The 23,860-nt window shown below is 65.3% G+C and carries 17 protein-coding genes and 1 tRNA gene; 7 read left to right on the top strand and 11 right to left on the bottom strand.

Annotation, left to right across the window (positions count from 1 at the left end):
- Positions 1-24 precede the first annotated feature (24 nt).
- A complete protein-coding gene (locus tag ABE485_RS11905) occupies positions 25-1,806 on the top strand; it encodes an IlvD/Edd family dehydratase (RefSeq protein WP_346515507.1) in 1,782 nt (593 codons plus the stop codon).
- Between the two features lie 10 nt (positions 1,807-1,816).
- Here the strand turns inward: ABE485_RS11905 and ABE485_RS11900 are convergent, their stop codons facing one another.
- The 11 genes from ABE485_RS11900 to leuC form a co-directional block, all read right to left on the bottom strand.
- Positions 1,817-2,212: a YbaN family protein gene (locus ABE485_RS11900; protein ID WP_346515506.1), complete on the bottom strand. Its 396-nt coding sequence runs from the start codon at positions 2,210-2,212 to the stop codon at positions 1,817-1,819.
- A gap of 51 nt (positions 2,213-2,263) precedes the next feature.
- On the bottom strand, positions 2,264-2,974 hold the full coding sequence (locus tag ABE485_RS11895; protein WP_346515505.1) for a hypothetical protein: 711 nt from the start codon (positions 2,972-2,974) through the stop codon (positions 2,264-2,266).
- A 383-nt stretch (positions 2,975-3,357) separates the two neighbouring features.
- Positions 3,358-3,434: transfer RNA gene (locus ABE485_RS11890), tRNA-Val, on the bottom strand.
- A 222-nt stretch (positions 3,435-3,656) separates the two neighbouring features.
- Complete coding sequence (locus ABE485_RS11885) at positions 3,657-4,307, bottom strand: phosphoribosylanthranilate isomerase (RefSeq protein WP_346515504.1); 651 nt, start codon at positions 4,305-4,307, stop codon at positions 3,657-3,659.
- A gap of 66 nt (positions 4,308-4,373) precedes the next feature.
- Complete coding sequence (locus ABE485_RS11880; RefSeq protein ID WP_346515503.1) at positions 4,374-5,600, bottom strand: TRAP transporter substrate-binding protein; 1,227 nt, start codon at positions 5,598-5,600, stop codon at positions 4,374-4,376.
- Between the two features lie 50 nt (positions 5,601-5,650).
- On the bottom strand, positions 5,651-6,460 hold the full coding sequence (gene truA, locus ABE485_RS11875) for a tRNA pseudouridine(38-40) synthase TruA (RefSeq protein WP_346515502.1): 810 nt from the start codon (positions 6,458-6,460) through the stop codon (positions 5,651-5,653).
- A gap of 3 nt (positions 6,461-6,463) precedes the next feature.
- Entirely contained in the window at positions 6,464-8,230 is a 1,767-nt protein-coding gene (locus ABE485_RS11870) for a type IV pilus assembly protein FimV (protein ID WP_346515501.1), read from the bottom strand.
- A 221-nt stretch (positions 8,231-8,451) separates the two neighbouring features.
- On the bottom strand, positions 8,452-9,582 hold the full coding sequence (gene asd / locus ABE485_RS11865) for an aspartate-semialdehyde dehydrogenase (RefSeq protein ID WP_346515500.1): 1,131 nt from the start codon (positions 9,580-9,582) through the stop codon (positions 8,452-8,454).
- Between the two features lie 228 nt (positions 9,583-9,810).
- A complete protein-coding gene (gene leuB / locus ABE485_RS11860) occupies positions 9,811-10,887 on the bottom strand; it encodes a 3-isopropylmalate dehydrogenase (protein ID WP_008164864.1) in 1,077 nt (358 codons plus the stop codon).
- Positions 10,888-10,917: 30 nt separating this feature from the next.
- Positions 10,918-11,568 carry a 3-isopropylmalate dehydratase small subunit gene (gene leuD, locus ABE485_RS11855; protein WP_346515499.1) on the bottom strand — a complete coding sequence of 217 codons (651 nt, stop codon included), beginning with the start codon at positions 11,566-11,568 and terminating at the stop codon, positions 10,918-10,920.
- A 23-nt stretch (positions 11,569-11,591) separates the two neighbouring features.
- On the bottom strand, positions 11,592-12,995 hold the full coding sequence (leuC, locus tag ABE485_RS11850; protein ID WP_346515498.1) for a 3-isopropylmalate dehydratase large subunit: 1,404 nt from the start codon (positions 12,993-12,995) through the stop codon (positions 11,592-11,594).
- A 528-nt stretch (positions 12,996-13,523) separates the two neighbouring features.
- Between leuC and ABE485_RS11845 the strand changes: the two genes are divergently transcribed.
- The 6 genes from ABE485_RS11845 to ABE485_RS11820 all read left to right on the top strand — a co-directional run.
- The gene (locus ABE485_RS11845; RefSeq protein WP_346515497.1) at positions 13,524-15,029 is read left to right on the top strand and encodes a TolC family outer membrane protein; all 1,506 of its coding nucleotides are present in this window, start codon (positions 13,524-13,526) and stop codon (positions 15,027-15,029) included.
- A 25-nt stretch (positions 15,030-15,054) separates the two neighbouring features.
- Positions 15,055-15,267: a hypothetical protein gene (locus ABE485_RS11840; RefSeq protein ID WP_346515496.1), complete on the top strand. Its 213-nt coding sequence runs from the start codon at positions 15,055-15,057 to the stop codon at positions 15,265-15,267.
- Positions 15,251-17,416: a type I secretion system permease/ATPase gene (locus tag ABE485_RS11835; protein WP_430795417.1), complete on the top strand. Its 2,166-nt coding sequence runs from the start codon at positions 15,251-15,253 to the stop codon at positions 17,414-17,416. The genes ABE485_RS11840 and ABE485_RS11835 overlap by 17 nt, the downstream gene beginning before the upstream one ends.
- A 7-nt stretch (positions 17,417-17,423) precedes the next feature.
- Positions 17,424-18,845 carry an HlyD family type I secretion periplasmic adaptor subunit gene (locus tag ABE485_RS11830; protein WP_346515494.1) on the top strand — a complete coding sequence of 474 codons (1,422 nt, stop codon included), beginning with the start codon at positions 17,424-17,426 and terminating at the stop codon, positions 18,843-18,845.
- 19 nt (positions 18,846-18,864) lie between these two features.
- Complete coding sequence (locus ABE485_RS11825) at positions 18,865-19,521, top strand: response regulator transcription factor (protein ID WP_346515493.1); 657 nt, start codon at positions 18,865-18,867, stop codon at positions 19,519-19,521.
- Positions 19,522-19,605: 84 nt separating this feature from the next.
- Positions 19,606-23,860: retention module-containing protein (locus ABE485_RS11820; protein ID WP_346515492.1), on the top strand; the 4,255-nt coding region annotated here is incomplete at its 3' end.

Raw genomic sequence — 23,860 nt, 5'->3', positions numbered from 1 at the left:
GCAACCGAAGCAAGCGAGACCACCATGTCCCAGACACCGCGCAGACTGCGCAGCCAGAAATGGTTCGACGATCCCTCGCACGCCGACATGACGGCGATCTACGTCGAGCGCTATCTCAACTACGGCCTGACGCGCCAGGAACTGCAGTCGGGACGGCCGATCATCGGCATCGCCCAGACCGGCAGCGATCTGGCGCCCTGCAACCGGCATCACCTGGCGCTGGCCGAGCGCATCAAGGCAGGCATCCGGGACGCGGGCGGCATCCCGATGGAGTTCCCGGTGCATCCGCTGGCCGAACAGGGCCGGCGGCCCACCGCCGCGCTGGACCGCAATCTTGCCTACCTGGGATTGGTGGAAATCCTGCATGGCTATCCACTGGACGGCGTGGTCCTGACCACCGGCTGCGACAAGACCACCCCCGCCTGTCTGATGGCCGCCGCCACCGTCGACATTCCGGCCATCGTGCTGTCGGGCGGACCGATGCTGGACGGCTGGCACGAAGGCCAGCGCGTCGGATCGGGCACCGTCATCTGGCACGCGCGCAACCTGATGGCCGCGGGCAAGCTGGACTACGAAGGCTTCATGACCCTGGCCACCGCCTCATCGCCGTCGATCGGTCACTGCAACACCATGGGCACGGCGCTGTCGATGAACTCGCTGGCCGAGGCGCTGGGGATGTCGCTGCCCACCTGCGCCAGCATCCCCGCTCCCTACCGGGAGCGCGGCCAGATGGCCTACGCCACCGGCATGCGCATCTGCGACATGGTGCGCGAAGACCTGCGCCCCTCCCACATCATGACGCGCCAGGCGTTCGAGAACGCCATCGTCGTGGCGTCGGCGCTGGGCGCGTCCAGCAACTGCCCGCCTCACCTCATCGCGATGGCCCGCCATGCGGGCATCGACCTGAGCCTGGACGATTGGCAACGGCTGGGCGAAGACGTGCCCCTGCTGGTCAACTGCGTGCCCGCGGGCGAATACCTGGGCGAAGGCTTTCACCGCGCGGGCGGCGTGCCGGCGGTCCTGCACGAGCTGCTGGCCGCCGGCCGGCTGCATGCCGATTGTCCGACCGTGTCCGGCAAGACCATCGGCGACATCGCCGCAGCCTCGAAAACCCACGACGCCGACGTGATCCGCAGTTGCGATGCGCCGCTCAAGCATCGCGCCGGCTTCATCGTGCTGTCGGGCAACTTCTTTGACAGCGCCATCATCAAGATGTCGGTGGTGGGCGAAGCGTTCCGCCGCGCGTACCTGTCCGAACCCGGCTCCGAGAACGCATTCGAGACGCGCGCCATCGTATTCGAAGGCCCCGAGGACTACCACGCGCGCATCGAGGATCCCGCCCTGAACATCGACGAACACTGCATGCTGGTGATCCGTGGCGCCGGCACCGTCGGCTACCCTGGCAGCGCAGAAGTGGTCAACATGGCGCCGCCCTCGCACCTGCTAAAGCGCGGCATCGATTCCCTGCCCTGCCTGGGCGACGGCCGCCAGAGCGGCACGTCCGCCAGCCCGTCCATATTGAACATGTCGCCTGAAGCCGCCGTGGGCGGCGGCCTGGCGCTGCTGCGCACCGGAGACCGGATCCGCGTCGATCTGAACCAGCGGTCGGTCACCCTGCTGGTGGACGAATCGGAACTGGAAAAACGCAGGCAGGAACCGCCGTACGAAGCGCCGGCCTCGCAGACGCCCTGGCAGGAACTGTATCGTCAGACCGTTGGACAACTGTCGACGGGCGGCTGCCTGGAGGCCGCCACGCTGTACCTGAAAGTGGTGGAGACGCGCGGCGATCCACGGCATTCCCACTGACCGGGGCGCGCTACTTGACGGACGGTTCCTTGCTGGAATCGTCCGCCTTCGGACTCGGGCGACTGACGACATAGGCCGCGCTGGCCAGGAAAAAGACGCCCACGCCGATGGCCAGCGGCAGCGAGGGGTGCGCGCTCCAGAAAAAAAGGACGTAGCCCGCCGCCATGCCCGCACTGGCGTACGCCTTGCCTTTGCGCGACACCGCCCGCTGCTCGCGCCAGGCGCGCAGCGACGGGCCGTACGTCGGACTGTCGAGCAGCCATTTCTCAAGCCGCGGCGACGACCGGGAAAAGCAGGCCACCGCCAGGATCAGGAAAATCGTCGTCGGCATGACCGGCAGGAACGCGCCGATGACGCCCAACGCCAGCATCAGGCAACCCAGGCATAACCAAAGTGCTCTCATCATGATGGTCAGCAGGATATCGCAAATGGCCGGACGGATCGCCCGCCGCGCACTTCAGGAGGGCGCCGGTTCGGGCATCCTGGCGCGCAGCATTTCCACGAACGCCGGACTGGGATTGCCGCCTGCGGCGCGAGACCGGTGCACCATGGCCCAGGCTTCGCCATATTGGCCGCGCCAGTAGTAGGCGGTGGCCCACGAGGCATACAGATACCCCTTGTCGGGTTCGACGGCTTCGCTCTTGCGATACCACTCGTCCGAACGCGCCGTGGCCGCGATGCGCGCTTCGGGCGGCAAGGTCCTGTCTTCCGCGGCGCACCGCGCGGCAATCCGCCCCGCATCCGCATAGATGCCGCGAAACGTCGGCGGATGCAGGCTGACGGCGCGGTCCATCATGCTCATGGCCTGGCAGAACTTGCGCTGGTCTTCCAGGACCACCGCAAATCCCGCGTACACCTCGGCATTGTCGGGATTCAGCAGCCACGCCTGGTTGAAACGCCGCATGGCCATGCCCGGCTGAGCCTCCCGATGCAGACGGTATCCCTGCTCAACCAGGGCTTGGGACGCCGCGCTGCGGGAACCGTATGAGCGGGCAGCCTGCGCGATCGACTCGTCGTCGGCGCCGCCGACGGCCGCGCCGGCCGGCTTGCGCGCGCCGTACATCGGCAGTTCATCCGCGCGCGCCTGCTGCGCCTGGGGCGCCGGCGCCACGCAGCCCGCAAGCCACAGGCAGGAATTCAGGAATGCGAGCTTGCCGCGCAACTGCATGGATTTATCCTGGTGAAACGCCCAATGCCACTGACGGCAGACAGTCGCGCAATACCGCCGCGATCAAAGAAGCAATAATGCCGCAGTCCGGGAACCGGTGTCTGCGGCATTCGGATTTGCGAGTGCCACGGCATCTTGATGCCATTCCAAAATCGGCATCCGGATGCCATTCCATTTCAATGGACGATCAAGAAACGCGTTAACGCGTCAGAACGTTTCGAGAGCGCCACGATTATCGAAACCAATGCGCGAAAACAGGCACAACGACATAAAGAAGACACCGAACGAAGAGACCAAAGCAAAAAGCCGCGAAGTCAAAAGACTTTCGCGGCTTTTCAGGTCTGTGTCCGACTAGCTCTATCGGGCACACCTTTGCAGGAATTTGGTAGGCGGTATTGGAATCGAACCAACGACCTCCACGATGTCAACGTGGCGCTCTAACCAGCTGAGCTAACCGCCTGCAAAGAAGAAGAATTATATAGTGCTTTTTTGAACTGTGCAAATCGTCTTGGAAGATTTTTTGCATTTTTCATTGCGTTCAGAGTGCTTCGGCATTTGCCTGAAAACCTCTTATCGCAATGCGTTCCGAAGTGGTTTGAAGTGCTGCATTTTCAGCTGGCACATCTTCCCTTCCGCACTACTTGGTGTACTACCACTAGTTGGTGTACTACTTATTCATCCTTCACTTCGTGTCTGCGTCATGTGCCGCAGCAACGAAGAACGAGATTTTATCAGAACTTTTTATTCCTTGCTCGACTTCGACGCCGCTACTTACATCGACCGCCCAAGGACGCACCAACTGCACGGCCCCGCCCACGTTTTCGGCGTTCAATCCGCCCGACAGAATCAGCGGGCGCGACATGGGATCGGCCCGCACGTCGTCGAGCAGCGCGTAGTCGAAGCCGTGGCCGCTGCCGCCGTAGCCGGCGCTATAGCTGTCGAACAGCCAGCCCGCAGCCTCGCCGTACGCGCGGCAGCTGGACGCCAGGCTTTCCGCCGTGTCCATGCCGGGCGCGCCGACGCGGAAGGCGCGCAGGAACCGGCGCCCGTAACGGGCGCACTCCAGCGGGGTTTCGTCCCCATGGAACTGCAGCAGTTCGGGGCCCACCTGATCCAGCACGGCCTGGACTTCGTCCTGCGCGGGGTTCACGAACAGCGCAACGACGTCGACAAAGGCCGGCACCCTGCGACGCAACTGCGCGGCGCGCGTCGGGGTCAGGCAGCGCCTGCTCTTGGAATAGAAGACAAAACCGATCGCATCCACGCCCGCCGAAATGGCGGCGTCGACATCCTGTTCGCGGGTCAGCCCGCAGATCTTGATGCGTGTACGCATGACACTCTTTACTAACGTCGCCCAGCGCGACTTGCAGAATCAGTATATCTGGGCCTGGACTTTCGACTACGCGCCCGGCAGGCCCAGCGTCGCCACCATGTTGTCGAAGCTGCCCTCGGCCATCCGGAACCACGGGACCTGCTTGTGCTGGAACGCCAGCATGCTGTCGTAGAGCTTCTTGAACATCGGATGCTTGGCGCTCAAGTCCTTATACGCCGCCAGCGACGCTTCCTGGCAGGCTTGCAGCACCGGCTTGGGAAACGCCTTCAATTGCGCTCCTTGCGACACCAGCCGGCGCAGCGCGTCCGGATTGCCGGCGTCGTATTTGGCGATCATGTTGCTGGAGGCCATGTTGCAGGCCAGCGCCAGCGCGGACTGGTAGGACTTGGGCAGCTCGTCATAGGCACCCTGGTTCACGTACAGCGACAGTTGCAGTGTGCCCGCCCACCAGCCCGGAAAATAATAATTGCGCGCCACCTTATAGAGCGCCAGGCGCTCGTCGTCGTACGGCCCGATCCAGGCCACGGCGTCCACGACGCCCTGCTCCAGGGCGGTGTACGTCTCCGCCGCGGGAACCTCGACCGGCACGGCGCCAAGGCGCGACAGCACATGGCGGGCGAATCCGCCGGCCTTCACCTTGAGCCCGCGCAGGTCATCCACGGTCTTGATTTCGCCGCGGAACCAGCCGCCCATCTGCGCGCCGGTATAGCCGCACGGAAAGTTGAGGATGCCGTATTTGTCGAACAGGACGCGCGTCAGCGCCAGGCCTTCGCCCTGATTCATCCACGCATTCATCTGGCGTGTATTCAGCCCGAACGGCACGGCGGCATCGAAACACAGCGCGGGATCGGTGTCGAAATAGCGCGTGGACGCCGTGTGGCCACAATCGACGACGCGGTGCTGCACCGCCTCGAGCACCTGGCCGGGCTGCACCAGGTCTCCTGCGGGAAAGATCTCGATCGTGAAGCGCCCGTCCGTCACTTCGGCCACGAAGCGCGCCACGTCTTCCGCACCGGCGAACAGCGTGGGCGATTCGTTGGGAAAGCTGGATGCCAGCCGCCATGAAACCCTGGGGGCATTCTGCGCGGCTACAGGAGCATTCTGCGCCGCCGGGCAGGCATCCTGCGGGACCACGGGGGTATCCTGCGGCCGCTCGGGGGCATCCTGCGGCACCGGAGGGACATCCTGCGGCACCGGGGGAACACCCTGCGCCATCGCGGGGGCCGCCATCAGGACGGCGCTGCCAGCGGCGGCGCCCAAGGCGGTTTGCTTCAGGAACGCGCGGCGTTGCATGGCTCGATCTCCATGGAGCGCGGGAACCCGCCGCGTACGCGGCGCCTTCCCTAATAGGATTGGGTAAATGGCGACAGCAGCGAAGACCCGCCGTCGAGTTCCTGCAGGCCAAACGCTTCGGGATAATCGATCGCGGACAGGTAGAGGCCGTCGGGTGCGAACGTGGGTGCGCCCAGTTTGCGGTCGCGCCACGACAGCAACTGCGCCATCCAGTCCACCGATTCCCTGCCCTGCCCGACCTGCAGCAGCGCGCCCATGATATTTCGGACCATGTGATGCAGGAAAGCATTTGCCTTCAGCGTGAACACAAGGAACGGCCCCCGCTCCTCGATCTCCAGGCTATGCATGTGGCGCACGGGATGCTTGGCCTGGCATTGCGACGAGCGGAAACTGGAAAAATCATGTTCGCCGACCAGCGCCTGTGCAGCCACGCGCATCGCCGGCACGTCCAGCGGCTGGAAACACCAGCCGGCTCGCCCCGCCCACAAGGCCGGGCGAACCCGTCCGCGCCACAGCAGGTAGACATACGTGCGAGCGCGTGCGGAAAAGCGCGCATGGAATTCATCGGACACCTGTTGCGCCCATTGCACCGAAATGCTGGGCGGCAGGAAGGCATTCACGCCTCGCACCCAGGATTCCATTCTTCGGTCCAGGTTCGTATCCAGGTGGACCACCTGCATCGCGCCATGCACGCCGGTGTCGGTGCGGCCCGCGCAAATCGTGGGCACCGGAACGTCGATACCGCAAAAACTGGCCAGGGCGGACTCCAGTGTGTCCTGCACCGTCTGCCGGTGCGGCTGTGTTTGCCAACCCTGCCAAACGGAGCCGTCATACGCCAGCCCCAATGCAACTCTAGACATGCTTCAAACCCGTGGACCGCCGACCCGGCGCGGTTCGTCCGTGGGCGGTTCGTCCAGGTCGAGATTGATGGTGTCGAGCTTGCGGTTCAGCGCTGCCGTGTCCAGCACCGGCTCGTTGTAGGCATACGTTTCTTCGTCATCGTCGCCACGCCGGGCGCCCGCCCTGCGCAGCAGCCAGGCGATGGCAAACGCAATCAGCGCCAGCACCGCGGTCACGATCACGAGCAAGTTGTCGGCCAGCCAGCCGGGCATGCCCGACGGCGCGGTCTTGTCGGGCAGCGTGCCGACCGGTTTGTCTGCCGCGGCGGGCGTGCCCGTTGCGGCAGACGTGCCTGCCACTCCCGGCGTGCCCGCTGCGCCCGGCGTGCCTGCAGCCCCTGGCGTGCCTGCTGCACCCGTAGAGCCTGCTGCACCCGACGCGCCTGCTGCACCCGTAGCGCCTGCTGCGCCCGAAGCGCCTGCTGCGCCCGAAGCGCCTGCTGCGCCCGAAGCGCCTGCTGCGCCCGGCGTACCTGCTGCCCCCGGCGTACCTGCTGCCCCCGAAGTGCCTGCTGCCCCCGAAGTGCCTGCTGCCCCCGAAGTGCCTGCTGCCCCCGAAGTGCCTGCTGCCCCCGAAGCGCCCGCTGCACCCGAAGCGCCCGCTGCGCCCGAAGCGCCTGCTGCGCCCGAAGCGCCTGCTGCACCGGAAGCGCCCGCTGCACCCGGCGTACCTGCCGCGCCTCCGGCGCCAGCCGATTGCTGGGCCACGGCCTTGTTCAGGTCGTCGACGTTGCTCTGAAGCTGGCTGACACGCCCCTGCACGTCCGCCATTGCACGCTCGGTCGATGTCCGTGCGTCCGCCTGCGCCTCGGCTTTGGCGGACGCGCTGTCCTGCGCCTGGCCGGTGGACAGGCGCACCCGGTCCTGCGCGGGGGCCGCGCTGGCCACGCCGGTGTCGGCAGCCGGCGCGACGGTTCCCGACGCGGCGTCCTGGCCCTTGACGACCGACGGATTGGCTCCGGCGGCTGCGCCGACGCGACCGCGGTACTTGGCATAGGCTTCCGCGTGCTCGTTGAAGATGCGGCGGGCTTCGGCGGGATCAATGGCGCGAACCGTGGCCGCATCCGGAATCTTGAGTTTCTGCCCGGTGCGCACCAGATTCATGTTGTTCTGGATGAAGGCCTCGGGGTTGGCCCGCCACAAGGCCACCAGCATCTGGTAGACCGACGCGTTGGGCACCGCATTGCGCTGGGCGATGGCGAAGAGATAGTCGCCGGACTTGACGGTGACCGTGCCGGTCGTGCCGCCCTGCCGCGCCGGCGCGCCCACCGAGGCCGGCGTGACGTCGGCGCCCGTGCCGCGCAGCGGCACCAGGATGCTGACCTGAACCTGCCGTTGCCCCGAACTGGAATTGATGTCCAGCAACAGATCCACCGCGCCGCTGGCAGGCATTTGCGTGGATCGGACGCGCAGGTTCTTGCGCGTGGCGTCCATGCCGTCTTCGACCCGGACCACCATGCTGGCCAGCGGAACCGGAGGCTTGACGCCCGCGCGCTGCCAGGCGGCCTCGTCGGCGATGGAGACCTTCAGCGATCCGATTTCATCGGGCGTCAGTTCCTGCAGGCCCACAACCGCCTGCAACGGCGCGCCCGGCGCGGAAACCACGCGCGAATGCCCCACGCGCATGGCCAGCGCAGAACCACAAACGCTTGAGCCTATCGCCAGCGCAATCGCCCACTGGAGGGTCTTCAAACGGCGGGCATGCTTCACTTGGCGCGAACGCTGGGTCATAAGCTGGAATTCCGTTCTTGTAGTCGAATTTCGGGCCAGGGCCGATTCACGCCATTTGCTGCGCGAAAAGGCCTCAATTCACCCGAAAAGTGTAATGGATCAAGCGCATTTCACAAACCTGAAAGGGGTATGGGCGTTGGACAAACAACAAGGGCACCCGAAGGTGCCCCTGCCCGCCCATCGCGCGTGATCGGACGGCGCTGCGCGCCGCCCGCGCGGCATCAGGCTTCGTTGAGCGCGATGCGCAGCATGCGGCGCAGCGGCTCGGCGGCGCCCCACAGCAGCTGGTCGCCGACCGTGAACGCGCCCAGGTACTGCGAACCCATCGAGAGCTTGCGCAGGCGGCCCACCGGAATATCCAGCGTACCGGTGACGGCAACCGGCGTCAGTGCCGCGACAGTGGCTTCCTTGGTGTTGGGAACGACCTTGGCCCACTGCGTGCCCTGCGCGATCAGCGCTTCGATCTCGTCGAGCGGCACATCGCGCTTGAGCTTGATGGTCAGGGCCTGGCTGTGGCAGCGCATGGCGCCGATGCGCACGCACAGGCCGTCGATGGGGGTTGCGGGCGTGCCGAAGGCGGCGCCGCGGCCCAGGATCTTGTTGGTTTCGACTTCGCCCTTCCATTCTTCCTTGGACATCCCGTCGCCCAGGTCCTTGTCGATCCAGGGAATCAGGTTGCCGCCCAGCGGCACGCCGAAGTGTTCATGGGGCAGCGCCGGATCCTTTTGCTTGGCCAGCACGCCGCGGTCGATTTCCAGGATGGCCGACGCGGGGTCGTCCAGCAGGGGCTTGACCGACTGGTTGATCTCGCCGAACTGGGTCAGGAGTTCGCGCATGTGCTGGGCGCCGCCGCCCGACGCCGCCTGGTAGGTCATGGAGGTCATCCATTCCACCAGGTCGTTGTTGAACAGGCCGGCCAGGCCCATCAGCATGCAGCTGACGGTGCAGTTGCCGCCGATGAAGTTGCGCACGCCGCGCTTGAGCGCCGCGTCGATCACCGGGCGATTGACCGGATCCAGCACGATGATGGCGTCCTCGGCCATGCGCAGCGTGCTGGCGGCATCGATCCAGATGCCCTTCCAGCCGGCGCCGCGCAGCTTCGGGTAGACCTCGGACGTGTAGTCCCCACCTTGCGCCGTGACGATGATCGGCAGTTTTTTCAGAGCATCAATGTCGTAGGCGTTTTGCAGCGGGCCCGCGCCAGTCGCCCAAGTGGGCGCGGCGCCGCCAGCGTTGCTGGTGGAGAAAAACACCGGTTCGATCAGTGCGAAGTCGTTCTCGTCGCGCATGCGTTGCATGAGCACCGAGCCGACCATACCGCGCCAGCCGACAAGGCCTACTGCTTGATTCATTTCAATCGCTCTTTAAAGGTGGAGACAAGGTCCGGGAGGAAAAATTACGTGCAATTCAACAATTTATCAGAATGCACGGAGGGATGTTGCGATGCAGCTAGAAAAAAATGGGGCCACAAGCTTCGCGGCGCGCCCGCAGGCCATCGACAGCCATGCAAAGGGCCGCCCCAGGGGCGGCCCCGATTAAAGAAAGGGGCCGCGCCGCAAGGGCGCATCCCTTGCTCGGTGTCAGGCCAGGGCTTTCAGGACAGCGTCGCCCATGCCCGCGGTGCTGACTTTGGTCGTGCCGGGTTCGAAGATGTCGGCGGTGCGCAGGCCGCTTGCCAGAACGCTGCGCACGGCGGCTTCAATGCGGTCCGCCTGCGGCGCCAGATTCAGCGAGTAGCGCAGCAGCATGGCGGCCGACAAAATGGTGGCCAGCGGATTGGCGATGCCCTGCCCGGCGATATCCGGCGCCGAGCCGTGGCTGGGTTCGTACAGCCCCTGGCCGCCAGCGTTCAGCGAAGCCGAGGGCAGCATGCCGATCGAGCCGGTCAGCATGGCGGCCTCGTCCGAGAGAATGTCGCCAAACAGGTTGCCGGTGACGATGACGTCGAACTGGCGCGGATTGCGCACCAGCTGCATGGCCGCGTTGTCGACGTACATGTGGGACAGCTCGACATCGGGGTACTCGCGCGCGACTTCGATGACGATATCGCGCCAGAACTGCGACGTCTCCAGCACGTTGGCCTTGTCCACGCTGCACAGCTTCTTGTTGCGCTTGCGGGCGGATTCGAAGCCGATGCGGGCGATGCGGCGCACCTCGGATTCGGCGTAGCGCATGGTGTCGTAACCCTCGCGCTCGCCGGCAAAGGCGCCGTCCGGCGACGAACGCACGCCGCGCGGCGTACCGAAATAAATGTCGCCGGTGAGTTCGCGGATGATCAGGATGTCCAGGCCCGAGACGATTTCCGGCTTGAGCGACGACGCGCTGGCAAGCTCGGGGTACAGGATGGCGGGGCGCAGGTTGGCAAACAGGCCCAAGGCCTTGCGCAGGCCCAGGATGGCCTGTTCGGGGCGGAATTCGCGCGGCAGGCTGTCGTACTTCCAGTCGCCGACGGCGCCGAACAGCACGGCGTGCGACTCCTTGGCCAGGTTCAGCGTGGCGGGCGGCAAGGGGTGCTCGAACTGGTCGAACGCCGCGCCGCCGACCGGGGCCTGCTTGATGTCAAAGGGCACGTCCAGCGCCTGCAGGACGCGCACGGCCTGCTCGACGATTTCCGGGCCGATGCCGTCACCCGGCAAGACTGCGATGTTGTGGGTCATTGTGTAGCGATCCAGTGTTCAGAGTGATGATCAGGCGATGGGACGGCTTTCCAGCCAGGGATGGCGCGCCAGGCGTTCGGCTTCGAAGGCGCGGATCTTTTCGGCATGGCGCAGGGTCAGGCCGATGTCGTCCAGGCCGTTGAGCAGACAGTACTTGCGGAAGGGTTCGATGTCGAAGCCCATCGCGCGGCCGTCCGCCGCCACCACGACCTGCCGGTCCAGGTCGATATTGAGCTTGTAGCCCGGGAAGGCCTTCACTTCGTCGAACAGCCGCGCCACTTCGAGTTCGGACAGCACGATCGGCAGCAGGCCGTTCTTGAAGCTGTTGTTGAAGAAGATGTCCGCGTAGGACGGCGCGATGATGGCGCGAAAGCCGAACTGCGTCAGCGCCCAGGGCGCGTGCTCGCGGCTGGAGCCGCAGCCGAAGTTCTTGCGCGCCAGCAGCACCGAGGCGCCCTGGTAGCGGGGCTGGTTCAGCACGAAATCCGGGTTCAGCGGACGCTTGCTGTTGTCCATGCCGGGCTCGCCGTGGTCCAGATAGCGCAGCTCGTCGAACAGGTTCGGCCCGAAGCCCGTGCGCTGGATCGACTTGAGGAATTGCTTGGGGATGATGAGGTCCGTATCGACGTTTTCGCGGTCGAGCGGAGCCACCAGGCCTTCGTGAGTGGTAAATGCTTGCATGTTGTCTACTCGGTGCTTGACGCTTAACGGAACGTGCGGACGTCGACGAAATGGCCGGCGACCGCGGCAGCGGCGGCCATGGCCGGGCTGACCAGGTGCGTGCGTCCGCCCTGCCCTTGCCGACCCTCGAAATTGCGGTTCGACGTGGAAGCGCAGCGCTCGCCCGGTTCGAGGCGGTCGGCATTCATGGCCAGGCACATCGAGCAGCCCGGTTCGCGCCATTCAAAGCCGGCTTCGATGAAAATCTTGTCCAGGCCTTCGCGTTCGGCCTGCTGCTTGACCAGGCCCGAGCCCGGCACCACCATCGCCTGGCGCACGTTGGAGGCCACCCGCTTGCCGCGGGCCACCACGGCCGCCGCGCGCAGGTCTTCGATGCGCGAATTGGTGCAGGAACCAATGAACACGCGGTCCACGCGGATGTCGGTCAGCGGGGTATTGGGCTTCAGGCCCATGTATTCCAGCGCGCGCTCCATGCCGCTGCGGCGCACGTCGTCTTTTTCGCGGTCGGGATCCGGCACCCGCGAATCCACCGGCAGCACCATTTCGGGCGACGTGCCCCAGGTGACCTGCGGCTTGATGTCGCGCGCGTCGACTTCCACGACGGTGTCGAACTTGGCGCCCGCATCGGTGTGCAGGGTGCGCCAGTACTTGACCGCCTGATCCCAGACCACGCCGTTCGGCGAGAAGGGTCGGCCGCGGAAGTATTCGACGGTCTTGTCGTCCACCGCCACCATGCCCGAGCGTGCGCCCGCTTCAATGGCCATGTTGCAGACGGTCATGCGGCCTTCCACGGACAGCGCGCGGATGGTGCTGCCGGCGAATTCGATCGCGTGGCCCGTGCCGCCGGCGGTGCCGATGATGCCGATGACGTGCAGCACCACGTCCTTGGCCGTACAGCCGAAGGGCAGGTCGCCTTCGACCTTGATCAGCATGCTCTTGGCTTTCTTCATGAGCAGTGTCTGGGTGGCCAGCACGTGCTCGACCTCGGACGTGCCGATGCCGAAGGCCAGTGCGCCCAGCGCGCCGTGCGTGCTGGTGTGCGAGTCGCCACAGACGACCGTCATGCCGGGCAACGTGGCGCCCTGCTCCGGTCCGATCACGTGGACGATGCCCTGGCGCAGGTCGTTCATGCGGAATTCGGTGATGCCGTACTTGCCGCAATTGGCGTCCAGCGTGTCCACCTGCAGGCGCGAGATCGGATCGTCGATGCCCTGGGCGCGATTCAGCGTGGGCACGTTGTGGTCCGCGACAGCCAGGTTGGCGCCGGTGCGCCACGGCTTGCGGCCAGCGATCGTCAGCCCTTCGAACGCCTGCGGGCTGGTGACCTCATGCAGCAGGTGGCGGTCGATATAGAGCAGACAGGTGCCGTCTGATTCCTGGTGGACGACGTGGGCGTCCCAGAGTTTGTCGTAAAGGGTTTGGGCCATGGATGCGCTCTGCAAATAGACAATCCGGCTCGAGCCTGACGTGCGGGGAAAACACTTCCCTGCCCGCAGGCTGCTGCGGCATGAGAGGAATTATGCCGAGGCACTGAACCTAGTACAAGCACACCACATATACCAGTACTACCACTACCACGATCGGTGCTGCGTGGGCAGGTATGGAACCAGGCATCTCGATTGGTTACATAACCCGCGCTCGTGGAAGAAATAACCACATTGATACAAATTGGTAAACAAAATAGATACAAAACTCTCAGATAGATATAATCGCCGTTCGCAGCGATAACATGTCTTTCGAAATAATGCGCAATAAACCGTATTAATAGAAATAATATTTTTTCGACTAAGCGATGTTCGTGCAAATTCAACGAAGTTAGTAGATGTTGCGCGAAAATTACCTCAATGACCGCCGGAAAAATTGGTCAGGAATTAACAAATCTTGACTCGCCAAATCTGACATTTACATACAACATGGCGGCCATTCAATCTCAACTTGACTCGCGAATAATCACTATGGCTTCGTTTTTGCTTAAAAGCACGACTTCGGTCCTTGCCCTTGCATTCGTCCCTGCCGCATTTTCCCAGTCTGCGCCGTCGCCGGCGAGCCAAGCCGCCGGCCAGCCGGCGGTGACGTTGAATCAGATCGTTGAACAAACCCTGATGAGCAACCCGGAAATCCAGGCCAAGTACCACGATTTCCAGGCTTCTCTCGAAGGTCAGGCCGTTGCCCGAGCCGCCTACTTCCCCCAAATCAATGCGCAGGGCTACCTGGGCCGCGAGTGGCGCAACAACGTGCCCGCGGTCGGGTCCCAGAGCTGGAACCGTCCCGGCTGGAGCGTCGAACTGCGCCAGCTCATATTCGACGGCTTCCGCACGACCAATGACGTGAAGCAGGCCGGCTTCGACAAGCTCGCCCGTTTCTACGACGTGCTGGCAACCAGCGACACCACCGCTTTTTCCGCCGTGCAGGCCTACATCGACCTGCAGCGCTACCGCGACATGGAACTCCTGGCCCGCCAGAACTATTCCCTGCACGAGCAGACCCTGAAGCAAATCGGCGAACGCACGGAATCCGGCGTGGGCCGCCGCGTGGACCTGGAACAGGCGGGCGGCCGACTGTCGCTGGCCCAGACCAACCTGATGACCGAAACGGCCAACTTGCTGGACGTGCAGCAGCGCTTCCAGCGCGTGACCGGCGCCCTCCCGCCCGAATCGATGCAGCCGCCGCCCGACATCGCCGACAAGCTGCCCAAGGCCCCGGGCAACTTCAATGATTCGCTGCGCCGCAACCCCAGCTTCCTGTCCAAGCAGGCCGGCCTGCAGGCCGCGCAGGCCGGAGTCCAGTCGTCCAAGGGCGCGTTCTCGCCGAAGTTTGAATTCGTTGCGAACACGGGCCGCGACCAGAACGACCCCACCCCGCAGAGCCGCGACATCCAGAGCTCCAGCGTGCAGGTCGTGATGAGCTACAACCTGTACCGCGGTGGCGCGGATTCCGCCCGCGTGCGCCAGACCGCCGCCCAATCCTACGCCGCCCGCGACATCCGCGATTACACCTGCCGCAACGTGCAGCAGGATCTGGCCGTGGCCTGGAACAACATCGTCAGCCTGAGCCAGAAGCTGCCGTTCCTGCGCGACCACGAAGTGGCCACCACCAAGGTGCGCGACGCCTACGCCCAGCAGTTCCAGATCGGCCAGCGTTCGCTGCTGGACCTGCTGGACACGGAAAACGAATTGTTCGAGTCGCGCCGCGCATTGACCAATGGCATCTATGATCTGCGTCTTGCGCAGTATCGCTGGCTGGCGCTGTCCCACACCCTGCTGCCGGCGCTGTCGCTGCAACCCGCGCGCAATGAGATGCCCGAGGAAAACGGCAAGCTGGAAGTGTCGGACGAAGTGATCAAGCTCTGCAATTCGACCGTTCCAGACACCGCCCGCCTCGCTCCCGTGCGCGTGCATTACAACGAAGGCACCCTGCCGCCCACGCTGGTGCCGATGAACGCGCCCAACGCCAGGCCCTGAACGGCGAAGGACGCAAGGAGGCCGGATGGCAAACCAGGGCAATGAATTCTCGCAGTTGGACGCGGACTTTGTCCGCGTCCTGGAAGACTTGATCGACGCGTTGATTGCCAACGGCACCTTGCGCATGACGGATCTGCCTATCCAGGCCCAGCAAAAACTCACCCAGCGCAAGCAGCAGCGCGCGCGGCTCTCGGAACATCTGGACCTGCTCGATGACGAAGATGGACAAGTTATCTGACCTGGCGGCCCGGGAATGGCGCGCGGACGCCCGCGCCGCGCACGACGACCCCTTGCTCGACTGCCTGGTTGAAATTACCCGGCTGCATGGGGTCACGGCCACCGCGCAAGCTTTGTCTTCGGGCCTTCCCCTGGAAGAGCACCGCCTGACGCCCGCCCTGCTGCCCCGCGCCGCCGCGCGGGCGCAGCTTTCCGCGCGCGTGGTCAAGCGCACGCTGGACGAGATTTCCCAGGACCTGCTGCCCGCCATCCTGCTGCTGAAAGGCGAACGCGCCTGCCTGCTGCTGAAACGGGATGGCGGCAAGTTCATCGTCAGCCACCCCGAACTGGGCGGCAGCTCCATCGAAATGGACCCCAATGAACTCGCCGCGCAGTACAGCGGCCTGGTCTGCTTCGTGCGCCCGCAGTTCCGCTTCGACGCCCGCTCGCCGGAAGTCGCCAAGGTGCGCGAACGCCATTGGTTCTGGGCGGCCATCATGGAGAACCGCCGGCTGTACCGCGACGCGCTGGTCGCGGCGCTGCTGATCAACATCTTCGCCATGGCGATGCCGTTGTTCACCATGAACGTCTATGACCGCGTGGTGCCCAACAACGCCGTCGAAACGCTGTGGGTACTGGCCATCGGCATCACGCTGGTGGTGATTTTCAACATGATCCTGGGCACGGCCCGGTCCCATGTGGTGGACAGCGCCAGCAAGCGGGTGGACGTGCGTCTGTCGGCGCAGATCATGGAACGCGTGCTGGATCTGCGCATGGAAGGCCGCCCGGTGTCGGTGGGTTCCTTCGCGGCCAACCTGCGTTCCTTCGAGTCCATCCGGGACTTTATCGCATCGGCCACGATCACCACCCTGGTCGACCTGCCCTTCATCCTGCTGTTCCTGGGCGCATTGGCGTGGATCTCGCCCTGGATGATCCTGCCGCCGCTGGTCGCCATTGTGCTGATCCTGCTGGTGTCGCTTGCAGCGCAGGCCCGCATGGAAGCGCTGACCATGGCGTCGTTCCAGGCTTCGTCGCAGCGCAACGCAACGCTCGTCGAAGCGCTGACCGGCCTGGAAGCCGTCAAGACCCTCAATGCCCAGGGCTCGATCCAGCGCAACTGGGAACGCGCCACGGAATTCATCGCCCAGACCGGCGGCAAGCTCAAGCTCATTTCCTCGTCCACGGTCGGCTTCGTGCAGGCGGTCCAGCAGCTGGTGTCGATCGCCGTCGTGATCATCGGCGTGTACCTGGCGCAGGAGTCGGCCCTGTCCATGGGCGGCATCATCGCGGCGTCCATGATCGCCGGCCGCTGCCTGGCGCCGCTTGGCCAGGTCGCGGGCCTGCTTATGCAGTACCAGAATGCCCGCACGTCGCTCGGCTCCATCGACAACTACATGAAGCTGCCGATCGAGCGCCCTGCCGAAGCCGAGTTCCTGCACCGCCCCGTCTTCCACGGCGGACTGGAATTCCGCGACGTGACCTTCGCCTACCCCGGCAGCACGCAGCCGGTGCTCAAGAAGGTTTCTTTCAAGCTCAAGCCCGGCGAGAAGGTCGGCATCATCGGCCGCATCGGTTCGGGCAAGACGACGCTGGAAAAGCTGGCGCTGGCCCTGTACCAGCCCACCGAGGGCGCCGTGCTGCTGGACGGCGTGGACGTGCGCCAGATCGACCCGGTGGACGTGCGCCGGGCCATCGGCCACGTGCCCCAGGACCCGCTGCTGTTCTACGGCAGCCTGAAGCACAACCTGGCCATGGGTGCGCCCTACGCCGACGATGCCAGCATCCTGGCGGCGGCCAACATGGCCGGGGTCTCGGAATTCGCCAACCTGCACCCGAACGGCTTTGACATGATCATCGGCGAACGCGGCGAATCCCTGTCGGGCGGCCAGCGCCAGTCGGTGGCCGTGGCGCGCGCCCTGATCAACGATCCGCCCATCCTGCTGCTGGACGAACCCAGCAGCAACATGGACCACCAGAGCGAAGCCCAGTTGCGCAAGCGCCTGGGCGAGGCCAGCGCGACCAAGACGATCCTGCTGGTCACGCACCGCACCGCGCTGCTGGAACTGGTCGACCGGCTCATCGTGATCGACAACGGCCATATCGTGGCCGACGGTCCGAAGGAACAAGTTGTCGAAGCCCTGCGTCAAGGACGCGTCGGACGCGGAAGCTGAGAACACCATGCTGAACAATCCTGGAGCCCCCAAGCACGGTTTCTTTGGCAGCCTGCTGCGCGCGCCCCGCGACATTTTCGTGTTCTTCTTCGACCGGCTGCTGGACGGCACCGAGAAGGGCAAGCCGGTCAAGCGTTCCGACTATATCGGCAATGCGGAATGGGTCATCCATGAATCCCAGGCGCGCGGCTCGCGCATCCTGCTGTGGACGTCGCTGCTGGCGACCATGGGCCTGCTCATCTGGGCCGGCACCGGCAGCATCGACGAGGTAGTCCGCGGCGAAGGCAAGGTAGTGCCGTCGCGGCAGGTGCAGATCATCCAGAGCCTGGACGGCGGCATCGTCCAGGAAATCCTGGTCCGTCCCGGCCAGGAAGTGGAAACCGGTGAAATCCTGCTGAAGATCGATTCCACGCGCTTTGCCTCGTCGCTGGGCGAGAACAACGCGGAATACCTGTCGCTGCTGGCCAAGGCGGCCCGCCTGAAGGCGCTGGCTACCGGCGAGCCCTTCGTGGCGCCGGAGGAAGCGCTCAAACAGGCGCCCGGCCTGGTGGAGATGGAGCGCAACGCCTGGCAGGCGCGCACCACGGAGCTGAACGCCACCGTCAACGTGGCGCGCGAACAGCTCAAGCAGCGCCAGGAAGACCTGCGCGAAACGATCGCCAAGCGCGACCAGGCCTCCGCGAGCTGCGGCCTGACTTCGCGCGAGCTGCAGGTTACCCGTCCGCTCCTCAAGAGCGGCGCCGTGTCCGAGGTCGACCTGCTGCGCCTGCAGCGCGACGTCGCCCGCTATTGCGGCGAACAGAAAGGGGCCGAGGCGCAGATCGACCGCTTCCAGGCGTCCATCAAGGAAGCAGAAAGCAAGATCCAGGAAACGGAACTGAACATCCGCAACCAGGCTCGCAGCGAGCTGTCGGAAACCAACACCAAGCTGGCGACGCTGCGCGAGGGCAAGGCGGCGCTGGTCGACCGGGTCAAGCTGGCCGAAGTGCGCGCGCCGGTGCGCGGCACCGTCAAGACGCTGTTCAACAACACGGTCGGCGGCGTGGTGCAGCCCGGCAAGGACATCATCGAAATCGTCCCCAAGGACGACACCCTCTTGCTGGAGGTGCGCATCCAGCCGCGCGACATCGGCTTCCTGCACGCGGACCAGAAGGCGGAAGTGAAGTTCACGGCCTACGATTTCGCCATCTACGGGGGCCTGGAAGGCCGGGTGGAACAGATCGGCGCGGACACCGTGACCGACGAGAAAGGCAATTCGTACTACGTGGTGCGCGTCCGCACGGACCGCAGCACGGTCGGCGACAAGCTGTTGCCCATCATCCCCGGGATGGTGGCGGAGGTTCATATCCTGACAGGCAAGCGCACGGTGCTCCAGTACCTGCTCAAGCCCATTCTGCGGGCCAAGGCGAACGCCTTTACCGAACGTTAATGGAGAGCTTCAAGGCCTTATGAAACCCATTCCCGTCCTGTTGATTACGCACGACGATCTGCTCTGGCAGCACTGGCGCGCGCTTGACCCGGCGCGCTGGATGGCCGCCCGCGGGCGAGGCCTGGCCGATCTGCAACGCTGGCGCGAGCAGGGCCGTTCGCTCGCGGTACTGGACGCTGACGTGCCGAAGCTGCCGTCGTGGCACGACCCGGCCTGGGCCGCCACGCTCTCCGGCCTGCACGTGGTGGTTGCCAGCGCCAGCCCGAACGACGAGCAAGGCACGCAGGCGCTGGGCGCCGGCGCCCACGGCTATTGCCACAGCTATGCGCAACCCGCGGCGCTGTCGCAGGCGCTGGAGGTCGTCGCTTCCGGCGGCATCTGGATGGGACGCTCCCTGGTCTCCCGCCTGCTCAAGCTGGTGACCGAGCGCGCCCAGGATGCCTACGATTGGGACGGCGGCCGCCTTACCGAACGGGAATCCACGGTGGCGCGCTACGCCGCCAGCGGCCAGGCCAATGCGCAGATCGCCGAGGCGCTGGGCATCACCGAACGCACGGTCAAGGCCCACTTGTCGGCGGTTTTCGACAAACTCGGCGTCACCGACCGCCTGCAGCTCGCCCTGCTCGTTCACGGCATTTCCGCGCCGGCGCAAGCCCGCAGCAAAATCACTGCTTGAACCTGTCCTTGAGGACAATATCCGCCGGCATCGGCGCCCCGTAGTATCTGGCCATCTTGGATAACTCCCTGAAACGGAACCAACATGGCCAACACTTCTCCCGCTGTCGTCAATGAAATCACCGGTCGCGCGTGGATACGCAACAGCGACGGCTCCCTGACCGAATTGCACCAGGGCAGCAAGGTCCCGGCCGGCAGCGACGTCGTCACCGCCTCGGGCGCCACGGTTTCGCTTCAGGTTGAGAACGGCATGCCGATCGTGATCGGCGAGGGCCGCGAAGTGGCCGTGAATGGCGACATGACGGGCCCGTTGGCCGACCCGACCGAAGCCGCGGTCGCGCCGCCTTCCGGCACGGATTCCGACCGCCTGCTCGCCGCCCTGCAAGCCGGCCGCGACCCGTTCGAAGTGTTGGACCCGACGGCTGCCGTGGTCGCCGGCGGCGGTGAAGCCGGCGGCAGCAGCTTTGTCCGCCTGGCCCGCATCCTGGAAACGACCTCCCCGCTGGATCTGGCTTACCCGAACCCGGCGCGCGGCGAGGATACCTTGCCGCGCGTTTCGGGCGCGGCCCTCACCGGCGATGACGACGGCGACGCCGCCGTGACCACGCCCACCGTTACCAACAACGCGCCGAATGCGCTGAACGACACGGGCAGCGGAAACCAGAATTCTGCAATCCGCGGCAACCTGCTCAGCAACGACTCCGATCCCGACGGCGATCCGCTGGCGATCACGTCGATCAACGGCCGTCCGATGGTTTCGGGCGGCGTCAGCGTGCTGGGTTCCACCGGCGGCACTTTCGTCGTCCAGCCCGACGGCTCGTATGTGTTCACCCCCGGTGGCCAGTACGACTACCTGGCCGCGGGCGAGACGGCCACCAGCACCATTTCGTACACCATCACGGACCCGAGCGGCGCCACCTCCACCGCCACCGTGGTCGTGACGATCACCGGCACCAACGACGGCCCCGTGTCGTCCGCGCTGTCCAACCAGTCCGGCATCGATGCCCAGACGGAAATCCGCTACGACGTGTCGGACCGCTTCTCGGATCCCGACACCAGCGACAAGCTGACATACAGCGCCACCGGCCTGCCGCCGGGCCTGTCCATCGATCCGGACACCGGCATCATCACCGGCACCATTGATCATTCCGCCTCGCAGGGCGGCAGCAACGGCGTCTACGACGTGACCGTGACCGCGACGGACCCGTCCGGCGCCTCGACCTCGCAAGAGTTCCAGTGGAACGTCACCAACCCCGCGCCCAGCGCCGTCAACGACAGCGGCGAGACCGACGAAGACACCAGCCTGAACGTCGACGTCCAGAACGGCGTGCTGGCCAATGACACGGATCCCGATGGCGACGCCCTGCAGGTCTCGCAAGTCAACGGTCAACCGGGCAACGTGGGCGTCGCCGTGGCCGGCTCCAACGGCGGCAGCTTCACGCTGAACGCCGACGGCTCCTACAGCTTCAATCCCGGCTCGGCGTTCCAGAACCTTGCCGCCGGCCAGACCGCGACCAGCTCGATCACCTACACCGTTTCGGACGGCGAAGGCGGCACCAGCTCGGCCACGCTGACGGTCGAGATCACGGGCACGAATGACGCGCCCACCGCCGTTGCGCTGGACAACAAGGACAACATGGACGGGGACGTCGTCAACTACGACCTCTCCGGCTTCTTCAGCGATGTCGATGACGGCGACGTGCTGACCTACTCGGTCGATCACGTGCCCGGCGGCCTGACGTTCGACGAAACCACGGGTACGTTTACCGGGAAGTTCGCCAACTGGGCGTCCGATCACAGCAATGTGAACATCAAGGGCGAATACCACATCACCGTGACGGCCACCGACCAGTCGGGCGCCACGGTTTCCAAGACGTTCGTCTGGACTGTGGGCAACCCCGAGCCGGTCGCCGCGAACGACACCGGCGCCACTGGCCAGGACAACACCCTGGTCGTCGACCACCCCACCGAAGGCGTCCTGGCCAACGACAAGGATCCGGACGGCGACCCGCTGCACGTTTCTCACGTCAACGGCCAAGCCGCGGGCGTCGGCGCGTCCGTGGCCGGTTCCAACGGCGGCACGTTCACCCTGAACGCCGACGGCACCTACACGTTCAATCCGGGCACGGCATTCCAGCACCTGGGCGCAGACCAGCAGACCACCACCTCGATCACCTACACGGTCTCCGACTTCCAGGGCGCCACGAGCACCGCCACGCTGACCATCACCGTCACCGGCACCAATGATGCGCCGATCCTGACCCCGGGCGTCACGCTGGGCGACCTGGCCAGCAATGACAGCGACGACATCACTCCGGTCGATATCGCCAAGCAGTTCCAGGACGTTGACAACGGCGACACGTTGACCTACTCGGCCAACGGCCTGCCTCCCGGCCTGACCCTGGATCCGGACACCGGCCTGATCACCGGCAAGATCGACTCCTCGGCTTCGCAGGGCGGCAACAACGGCGTCTACACCGTTGTCGTCACCGCCACCGATGGCGCCGGCGAGAAGATCACCCAGACCTTCGAATGGGACGTCAAGAACCCGGCCCCGACCGCCGTCAACGACACCGGCGCGACCGACGAAGACACGTCGCTGACCGTCAATGCCCAGAACGGCGTGCTCGCCAACGACCGCGACCCCGATGGCGACACCATCCGCGTTTCGCACGTCAACGGCAACGACGCCAGCGTCGGCCAGGCCATCGCCGGCTCGCACGGCGGCACCTTCACGCTCAATGCCGACGGTTCGTACTCGTTCAATCCGGGTTCGGACTTCCAGTCCCTGGGCGACAAGGCCGTGGCCACCACGTCGATCACCTACACCGTGACCGACGCCGACGGCGCCAGCACCACCGCCACCCTGACGGTCACCGTCACCGGCACCAATGACACGCCGATCCTGACCCCGGGCGTCACCCTGGGCGACCTGGCCAACAATGACAGCGACAGCATCACCCCCGTCGATATCGCCAAGCAGTTCCAGGACGTCGACAACGGCGACACCCTGACCTACTCGGCCAATGGCCTGCCTCCCGGCCTGACCCTGGATCCGGACACCGGCCTGATCACCGGCAAGATCGACTCCTCGGCTTCGCAGGGCGGCAACAACGGCGTCTACACCGTTGTCGTCACCGCCACCGATGGCGCCGGCGAGAAGATCACCCAGACCTTCGAATGGGACGTCAAGAACCCGGCCCCGACCGCCGTCAACGACACCGGCGCGACCGACGAAGACACGTCGCTGACCGTCAATGCCCAGAACGGCGTGCTCGCCAACGACCGCGACCCCGATGGCGACACCATCCGCGTTTCGCACGTCAACGGCAACGACGCCAGCGTCGGCCAGGCCATCGCCGGCTCGCACGGCGGCACCTTCACGCTCAATGCCGACGGTTCGTACTCGTTCAACCCGGGTTCGGACTTCCAGTCCCTGGGCGACAAGGCCGTGGCCACGACGTCGATCACCTACACCGTGACCGACGCCGACGGCGCCACCTCCGTCGCGACCCTCACCATCACGGTCTCGGGCACCAATGATGCGCCGATCCTGACCCCGGGCGTCACCCTCGGCGACCTGGCCAGCAATGACAGCGACGACATCACCCCCGTCGATATCGCCAAGCAGTTCCAGGACGTCGACAACGGCGACACCCTGACCTACTCGGCCAATGGCCTGCCTCCCGGCCTGACCCTGGACCCGGACACCGGCCTGATCACCGGCAAGATCGACTCCTCGGCTTCGCAGGGCGGCAACAACGGCGTCTACACCGTTGTCGTCACCGCCACCGACGGCGCCGGCGAGAAGATCACCCAGACCTTCGAATGGGACGTCAAGAACCCCGCCCCGACCGCCGTCAACGACACCGGCGCGACCGACGAAGACACGTCGCTGACCGTCAATGCCCAGAACGGCGTGCTCGCCAACGACCGCGACCCCGATGGCGACACCATCCGCGTCTCGCACGTCAACGGCAACGACGCCAGCGTCGGCCAGGCCATCGCCGGCTCGCACGGCGGCACCTTCACGCTCAATGCCGACGGTTCGTACTCGTTCAACCCCGGGTCTGATTTCCAGGCTTTGAACGAGGGCCAATCCGTTACCACGTCGATCAGCTACACCGTGACCGATGCGGACGGCGCAAGCTCCACCGCCACGCTGACGGTCACGGTCAACGGTCAGACCGACGGTCCCCCGGTGGTCACCCCCGTCGACACCGACGGCAACGTCACCAGCGCCCACAACAGCGTGGTCGAAGGCTCCGGCGCGACCGTCCTCGGTTCGGTGGGCGTGTCCGCCGAGGCCGGCATCGCCGCCGTCACCGTCCGCGGCCACG

Origin of the sequence: Achromobacter spanius, assembly GCF_039673305.1 — a bacterium.
Classification (GTDB): domain Bacteria; phylum Pseudomonadota; class Gammaproteobacteria; order Burkholderiales; family Burkholderiaceae_B; genus Achromobacter; species Achromobacter spanius_F.
This window is presented reverse-complemented; position numbering and strand designations above follow the sequence as displayed.